The sequence below is a fragment of the Streptomyces sp. NPDC057743 genome, assembly GCF_042798755.1.
In the GTDB taxonomy this organism is placed as follows: Bacteria; Actinomycetota; Actinomycetes; order Streptomycetales; family Streptomycetaceae; genus Streptomyces.
Map to the genome: position 1 here is coordinate 75714 of NZ_JBHVJX010000035.1, position 7265 is coordinate 82978.

Consider the following 7265-nt stretch of genomic DNA (forward strand, 5'->3'; position numbering starts at 1 on the left):
CGCCGTCGAGAGGCCGCGCCATGGCACTACCCGCTCCGCAGGGACGGCGGAGCAGCACCTTCACCCGGCTGTTGAGGCACGGTTTCACCGACCCCTCGGCGGCCGGGACGCTGCTCGACGCCCCCGAACTCGCCCCCGTACGCGACGACTCGGTGCTGCTGGAGGCGCTGGGCGGGACCTGCGATCCGGACCTGGCGCTGCGCGGCCTGGCCCGGCTGGTGGAGGCGCTCGACCCGGCGGAGCGGCAGGAGCTGCTGACCACCGTCGCGACCGCCAAGCCGCTGCGCGACCGGCTGTTGGGAGTGCTGGGCGCCTCCGAGGCGCTCGGCGACCACCTGGCCAGGCACCCGGGGGAGTGGCGGTCGCTGGTCACCTACGAATCGGTCGATCTGCACCCCACCACCCCGGAGTTCGAGCAGGCGCTGGCCGACGGCATCTGGGACGGTCCGGGCGCCGACCGGCCGCGGGCGGACGCGCTGCGCGTCGCCTACCGCCGCTGCCTGCTCGGCATCGCGGCCCGCGACGTGTGCGGCACCATCGACGTCGCCGAGACCGCCGCCGAGCTCGCCGACCTGGCCACCGCCACCGTCCGCGCCGCGCTGGAGATCGCCTACGAGGAGCAGCCCGGCGACGCCGCGCAGGTCCGGCTGGCCGTCATCGGCATGGGCAAGTGCGGCGGCCGGGAGCTCAATTACGTCTCCGACGTGGACGTCATCTACGTCGCCGAGCCGCGGGAGGGCGCCGAGGAGGCCAGGGCGCTGCAGGCCGCGACCCGGCTGGCCTCCCGGATGATGCGGCTGTGCTCGGACAGCACCATCGAGGGCACCATCTGGCCGGTGGACGCCAACCTGCGCCCCGAGGGCCGCAACGGCCCGCTGGTGCGCACCCTGACCAGCCACCTCGCCTACTACCAACGGTGGGCCAAGACCTGGGAGTTCCAGGCGCTGCTCAAGGCCCGCCCGATGGCCGGCGACCTGGCGCTGGGCCAGAGCTACGTCGACGCGCTGGCGCCGATGGTGTGGGACGTCGCCGAGCGGGAGAACTTCGTCGCCGACGTCCGCCAGATGCGCCGCCGGGTGGTGGCGAACATCCCCGTCGCCCAGGTGGACCGGGAGCTCAAGCTGGGCCCCGGGGGCCTGCGGGACGTCGAATTCGCCGTCCAGCTCCTCCAGTTGGTGCACGGTCGCACCGATGCGACGCTGCGCAGCGCCACCACCCTGGACGCGCTGGCGGCGCTCGCGTCCGGCGGCTATGTGGGCCGCCAGGACGCCGCCGCGCTGGACGCCGCCTACCGCTTCCTGCGCACGCTGGAGCACCGGATCCAGCTCTTCCGGCTGCGCCGCACCCATCTGATGCCCGAGGACGAGTCCGAACTGCGGCGCCTGGCCCGGTCGTTGGGGCTGCGCACCGAGCCGGTGGAGTCGTTGCGCCGGGAGTGGAAGTGGCACGCCCGCGAGGTGCGCCGGCTGCACGAGAAGCTGTTCTACCGGCCGCTGCTGGACGCCGTCGCCCACCTGGAGGTCGGCGAGGCCCGGCTGTCCGCGAAGGCCGCCGGGCACCGCCTGGAGGCGCTCGGCTACGCCGACCCGATCGCCGCGCTGCGGCACCTGGAGGCGCTGGCCTCCGGGGTGACCCGCAAGGCGGCGATCCAACGGACGCTGCTGCCGGTGCTGTTGGGCTGGTTCGCGGACTCCGCCGACCCGGACGCCGGGCTGCTGAACTTCCGCAAGGTCTCCGACGCGCTCGGCAAGACCCCCTGGTACCTGCGGCTGCTGCGCGACGAGGGGGCCGCGGCGGAGAACCTCGCCCGGGTGCTGTCCGCCGGCCGGCTCGCCCCGGACCTGCTGCTGCGCGCCCCCGAGGCGGTCGCCCTGCTCGGCGCCGCCGACGGGCTCCAACCGCGCAGCCGGGCCGCCCTGGAGCAGGAGGTGCTGGCCGCGGTCGGCCGCGCGGACGGCGCCGAGGCGGCGGTGGCGGCGGCCCGCGGGGTGCGCCGCCGGGAGCTGTTCCGCACCGCCGCGGCGGACGTCATCGGCGCGCTCGGCACCGAGTCCAGCCCGGCCGAAACCGACCACGGCCACGCCGTCGACGCGGTCGGCTCGGCGGTCTCCGACGTCAACGCCGCCACCCTCGCCGGCGCCCTGCGGGCCGCGGTCCGCGCGCAGTGGGGCGACACCCTGCCCACCCGGTTCACGGTGATCGGCATGGGCCGCTTCGGCGGCCACGAGCTGAGCTACGGCTCGGACGCCGATGTGCTCTTCGTCCACGAGCCGCGCGAGGGCGCCGATGAGCAGGATGCCGCCAAGGCCGCCCACGCGGTCGCCAACGAGATGCGCCGGCTGCTCCAACTCCCCTCCACCGACCCGCCGTTGCCGATCGACGCGGACCTGCGACCGGAGGGCAAGTCAGGACCGCTGGTGCGCTCCCTGGCCTCGTACGCGGCGTACTACCGGCGCTGGGCGCTGGTGTGGGAGGCGCAGGCGCTGCTGCGCGCCGAGCCGGTGGCCGGCGACGCGGAGCTGGGGGAGCGGTTCGTCGAGCTGATCGACCCGCTGCGCTACCCGGCCGAGGGCCTGGGCGAGGACGCGGTCCGCGAGATCCGCCGGCTCAAGGCCCGGATGGAGTCCGAGCGGCTGCCCCGGGGCGCGGACCCCACCACGCACGCCAAGTTGGGCCGCGGCGGCCTGAGCGACGTGGAGTGGACGGTCCAGTTGATGCAGCTGCGGCACGGCTGGGAGCTGCCCGGGCTGCGCACCACCCGGACCCGGGACGCGCTGGCCGCCGCGCACGCCGCCGGGCTGCTCGGCACCGACGAGGCCCGGACGCTGGACGAGGCGTGGGTGCTGGCGGCCCGGGTGCGCAACGCGGTGATGCTGGTGCGCGGCCGGCCCGGGGACACCTTCCCCGCGGACGGCCGGGAACTGGCCGCCGTCGGCCGCTACTTGGGCTACGAGGAGGGCCACGTCGGGGACATGGTCGACGACTACCGCCGGACCACCCGGCGGGCCCGCGCCGTGATGGAGGAGCTGTTCTACGGGGGGTAGCCGCTAGGGCGTGCCCGCGCCTGTGCCCGTGCCCGCGTCGGCGGTGCGCAGCGCCCGTAGGTGGGCCAGGTAGCCGGCGAGGGTGAGTTCGAAGGCGGTGTCGGCGCGGGCCGGCCCCGCGGCGTCCTGGGCCGCGGCCAGCCGTGGCGCGTCGGCCGCGCCGGCGGCCTCCCACATCCGCTCCGGCGCCGCCATGTCCAGCGCCGAGCCCAGTACGAGGTTGTCCAGGCCGGTGATCACCGCCAGCACCTCCTCAGGCGCGAAGCCGGCGTCCAGCAGCAGCCCGGCCACCCGGTCGTACTGGGCGAGCGCCCGCGGCGCGCGGACCGGTGCGGTCATCAGCATCGGGATGGTCCGCGGGTGGGCGGCGAACGCGGCGCGGTAGGAGCGCGCCCAGGCGGCGAGCGCCTCGTCCCAGGGGGCGTCGCGCAGGGTGTCGGGGTCCATCGCCTCGGTGACCCGCTCCCGCAGCAGCTCGATCACCCCGGCCCGGCCGTCCACGTGGTGGTATACCGACGCGGTCTGCACGCCGAGCCGCCGGGCCACCTCAGGGACGCTGAAGTCGCCCTTCTCGTCGACGAGTTGGAGCGCGGTCGCGCCGATCCGTGCCCGGTCCAGCAGGGCCTTGTGCGGCCGCCCCATGGTGCCCCCTCCCGGCGAAGGACCCCGTCGGGGGGTCTTCCGGAATCGTACGGCGGGGGGTACGGTCCACAAACCGAAAGGCTTTAGGTTTCCTCTCCCGCGGTCCCGCTGCCGTTCCCACCCCCGTACGCGCACGGCCGCCCCCTCTCCCCGTCCGGTCGCAGAAGGGCAACCGAGCCATGGCCGTAGAGTCCGGGTCCCCCAACGGGGCAACGCCACCCCCGCCCGCCGCCGAGGGCGCCACGCTGCGCCGCGGCACCCTCGGCGTCGCCGACATCGCCTTCTTCGTCATCTCCGCCGCCGCCCCGCTCACGGTCATGGCCGGTACCTCCCCGATCGCGCTCGGCGCCGGCGGCGTCGGTGCCCCGGTCGGCTACGCGCTGGCCGGCGCCACCCTTGCCCTGTTCGCGGTGGGCTTCACCACCATGGCCCGGCACGTGCGCAACGGCGGCGGCTTCTACGCCTTCATCACCCGGGGCCTGGGCCGCCCGGCCGGCTTCGGCGCCGCCACCGTGGCCCTGCTCGCCTACAACGGCATGCAGATCGGCGTCTACGGCCTGCTCGCCACCGCCACCCAGGAGGCCCTTGGGGCGTTCTGGGGCGTGCACGTCCCCTGGCCGTTGATCGCGCTCGTCGGCGTGGTGGTCATCTGGTTTCTCGGGTACCGCAGCATCGACTTCGGCGCCAAGGTGCTCGGCGTGCTGCTGGTCGCCGAGACCGGCATCCTCGTGCTGCTCGCCGGCGGCGTCCTGCTGCACGGCGGCGCCCACGGTCTGACGCTGGACTCCTTCACCCCGCACGCGGTCCTGGTCCCCGGCACCGGCGCGGTGTTGGCCTTCGCCTTCGCCGCCTTCACCGGCTTCGAGTCCACCGCCATCTACCGCCGCGAGGCGCGTAACCCCCGTCGCACCATCCCGCGCGCCACCTATATCGCGGTCGCCTTCCTCGGCCTCTTCTACGCCTTCACCCTCTGGATCATCATCCAGGCGTACGGCTCCGACCGGATCCTTAGCGCCGCCGTGGCGGACCCCGCGGGCCTCTTCTTCGCCGCCACCACGCGCTACGTCGGCAGTTGGGCCGCCGGGCTGATGCACCTGTTCATCCTGACCAGCATCCTCGCCTCCCAACTGGCCTTCCACAACGCGATCAACCGCTACGGCCTGGCCATGGCGCAGGAGGGTGTGCTGCCCGCCGCCCTCGGCCGGGTCCACCCGCGGCACCGTTCCCCGTACGTCGCCGGCGCGGTGCAGAGCGTCCTCGCCGCCGTGCTCGTCCTCGGCTTCGCGCTGGCCGGCGCCGACCCCTACACCCAACTGCTGCTGTGGATGAACACCCCGGGGATGTTGGGCCTGTTGGCGCTCCAGGTACTCACCGCGGTGGCCGTGCCGCTGTACTTCCGGCGCGTCCGGCACCGGGAGGGGGCGCTGCGCACCACGGTCGCGCCGCTGCTCGCCACGGTGTTGATGTGCGGCGCCCTGTGGCTGGTCATCGCCAAGATCGACATCATGACCAACGCGGGCACCACCACCAACCTCGCCCTCGTCCTGGCCGTCCCGGCCGCCTTCGCCGCCGGCCTGCTGCTGGCCCGCCGCATCCGCCGCACCCGCCCGGACGTCTACGCGGGCTTCGCGGCCGAACCAGACGAGGAACAGGCCGCACGGGCCGCACGGGCCGCACCGCCGGCCCCGCCCGCCTCCGGCGCCCCGCCCGAGGAGGCCGCCGCCCGCGGCTGACACCGACCCCGCCCGGCCCCGCCCGGCCCCACCAGTCGTCCCGCACCGAGGAGTTACCGTGCCGCCCAGCCCGCCCCGCGCCCCGCTCACCGTCGCCGACACCGTCCTCGTCGGCGCCCGGGTCCGCACCCTGGACCCGGCCCGCCCCTGGGCCGAGGCCGTCGCCCTCAAGGACGGGCGGATCGCCGCGGTCGGCGACGCGGCGGACGCCCGGCACTGGCGCGGCGCCGCCACCGAGGTCATCGACCTGGCCGGCGCCACCCTCGTCCCCGGCCTCACCGACGGCCACAGCCACCCCCTGTGGGGCGTCGAGATGGCCACCGGAGTCGACCTCACCGCCGTCCGCGACCTCGCCGGGCTGCGCGCCGAACTCGCCGCTGCGGTACGGGAATTGCCCCGGGGTGGCTGGGTCACCGGCTGGGGCCTGGACCACAACGCCTTCGGCGACCGCCCCGTCCACCGCGACCTGATCGAGGACGCGCTCGGCGGCGCCCCCGCCTTCCTCCGCCTCTACGACGGCCACTCGGCGCTGGCCAGCGGCCGGGCGCTGGAGGCCGCCGGGATCACCGGGCCGCGGGAGTTCGCCCAGCGCGCCAGCGTGGTCTGCGACGAGGCGGGGCGTCCCACCGGGCACCTCGTCGAGCACGCCGCGATGAACCTGGTGCTGCCCGCCATGCCGCGCCCCTCGGCCGCCGACCGCCGGGCCCGACTGCTGGGCCTGCTGCGGGAGATGGCCGCGGCCGGCCTCACCGGCGCCCACGTCATGGACATGGAGGACGCGGACGCGCCGGAACTCCTCGCCGCCATCGAGGCGGACGGCCCCCTCCCGGTCCGGCTGCGGCTCGCCCCCTGGTGCATGCCCGGCATCGACGCCGACGGCCTGGACCACCTGGTCGCGCTCCAGCGCCGAGCCGGCCGGCACTGGCGGATCGGCGGGGTGAAGTTCTTCATGGACGGCACCGTCGAGGGCGGCACCGCCTGGCTGGAGCGGCCCGACTGCCACGGCCAGGGCACCGACGCGTTCTGGCCCGACCCCGCCGCCTACACGCACGCCGTCCACCACCTCGACCGGGCCGGGGTGCGCACCGCCACCCACGCCATCGGCGACGCCGCGGTCCGTCACGTCCTGGACACCGTGGAACTGCTCGGCGACCCCCGGCCCGGCGCCCGGTACCGCCACCGCATCGAGCACATCGAGACCGTTCCCGACGCCCAACTGCCGCGCTTCGCCCGGCTCGGAGTGGTCGCCTCCATGCAGCCCACCCACACCCACTACACCCGCGCCGACCACACCGACGCCTGGTCCCGACGGGTCGGTGCCGAGCGGGCCGAACGCGCCTGGCGCTGCCGCGACCTGCGGGACGCCGGCGCCGCCCTGGTCCTCGGCTCCGACTGGCCGATCGCCCACCACGACCCCCGCCAGGTGCTGGCCACCGCCCGGCTACGGCGCCCCGCGGGCCACCCCGAGGTCGCGCCGGTCACCCCCGGCCAGGCGCTGACCGGACTTCAGGCGCTGGAGGGCCTGACCGCGCACGCCGCGCTCGCCGCCGGCGAGGAGGCCGCGGCCGGCCGGATCGCGCCCGGCTTCCGCGCCGACCTGACCGCCCTCGCCGTCGACCCGGCCACCGCCCCCGCCGACGAGGTGGCCACCGCCCCCGTCCGCCTGACCGTCACCGGCGGGCACCTCACCCACCGCGCCACGGACTGACCACGGGCGACCGGCCCGCGCGAGCGCCGACGTCCGCCCGCGGAACGGCGGCGGGCCGCCGGGCCCCCGGCGGGGGGGAGCCCCCCGCCCCCCCCCCCCCCCGGGGGCGGGGGGCCCCCCCGCCCCCCCCGCCCCCGG

The 7265-nt window shown here is 76.1% G+C and carries 4 protein-coding genes; 3 read left to right on the plus strand and 1 reads right to left on the minus strand.

The features are described from left to right. The first annotated feature begins 20 nt into the window (after nucleotides 1-20). Complete coding sequence (locus tag ACFVFQ_RS30920) at nucleotides 21-3044, plus strand: bifunctional [glutamine synthetase] adenylyltransferase/[glutamine synthetase]-adenylyl-L-tyrosine phosphorylase (protein WP_383422362.1); 3024 nt, start codon at nucleotides 21-23, stop codon at nucleotides 3042-3044. 3 nt (nucleotides 3045-3047) lie between these two features. Here the strand turns inward: ACFVFQ_RS30920 and ACFVFQ_RS30925 are convergent, their stop codons facing one another. Next, nucleotides 3048-3686, minus strand: coding sequence for a TetR/AcrR family transcriptional regulator (locus tag ACFVFQ_RS30925; protein ID WP_383422364.1), 639 nt, complete (start codon nucleotides 3684-3686; stop codon nucleotides 3048-3050). 179 nt (nucleotides 3687-3865) lie between these two features. Here ACFVFQ_RS30925 and ACFVFQ_RS30930 point away from each other — a divergent pair, with 179 nt between their 5' ends. Then, a complete protein-coding gene (locus ACFVFQ_RS30930; RefSeq protein WP_383422366.1) occupies nucleotides 3866-5419 on the plus strand; it encodes an APC family permease in 1554 nt (517 codons plus the stop codon). Between the two features lie 58 nt (nucleotides 5420-5477). Next, nucleotides 5478-7127 carry an amidohydrolase gene (locus ACFVFQ_RS30935; RefSeq protein ID WP_383422368.1) on the plus strand — a complete coding sequence of 550 codons (1650 nt, stop codon included), beginning with the start codon at nucleotides 5478-5480 and terminating at the stop codon, nucleotides 7125-7127. The last annotated feature ends 138 nt before the right edge of the window (nucleotides 7128-7265 follow it).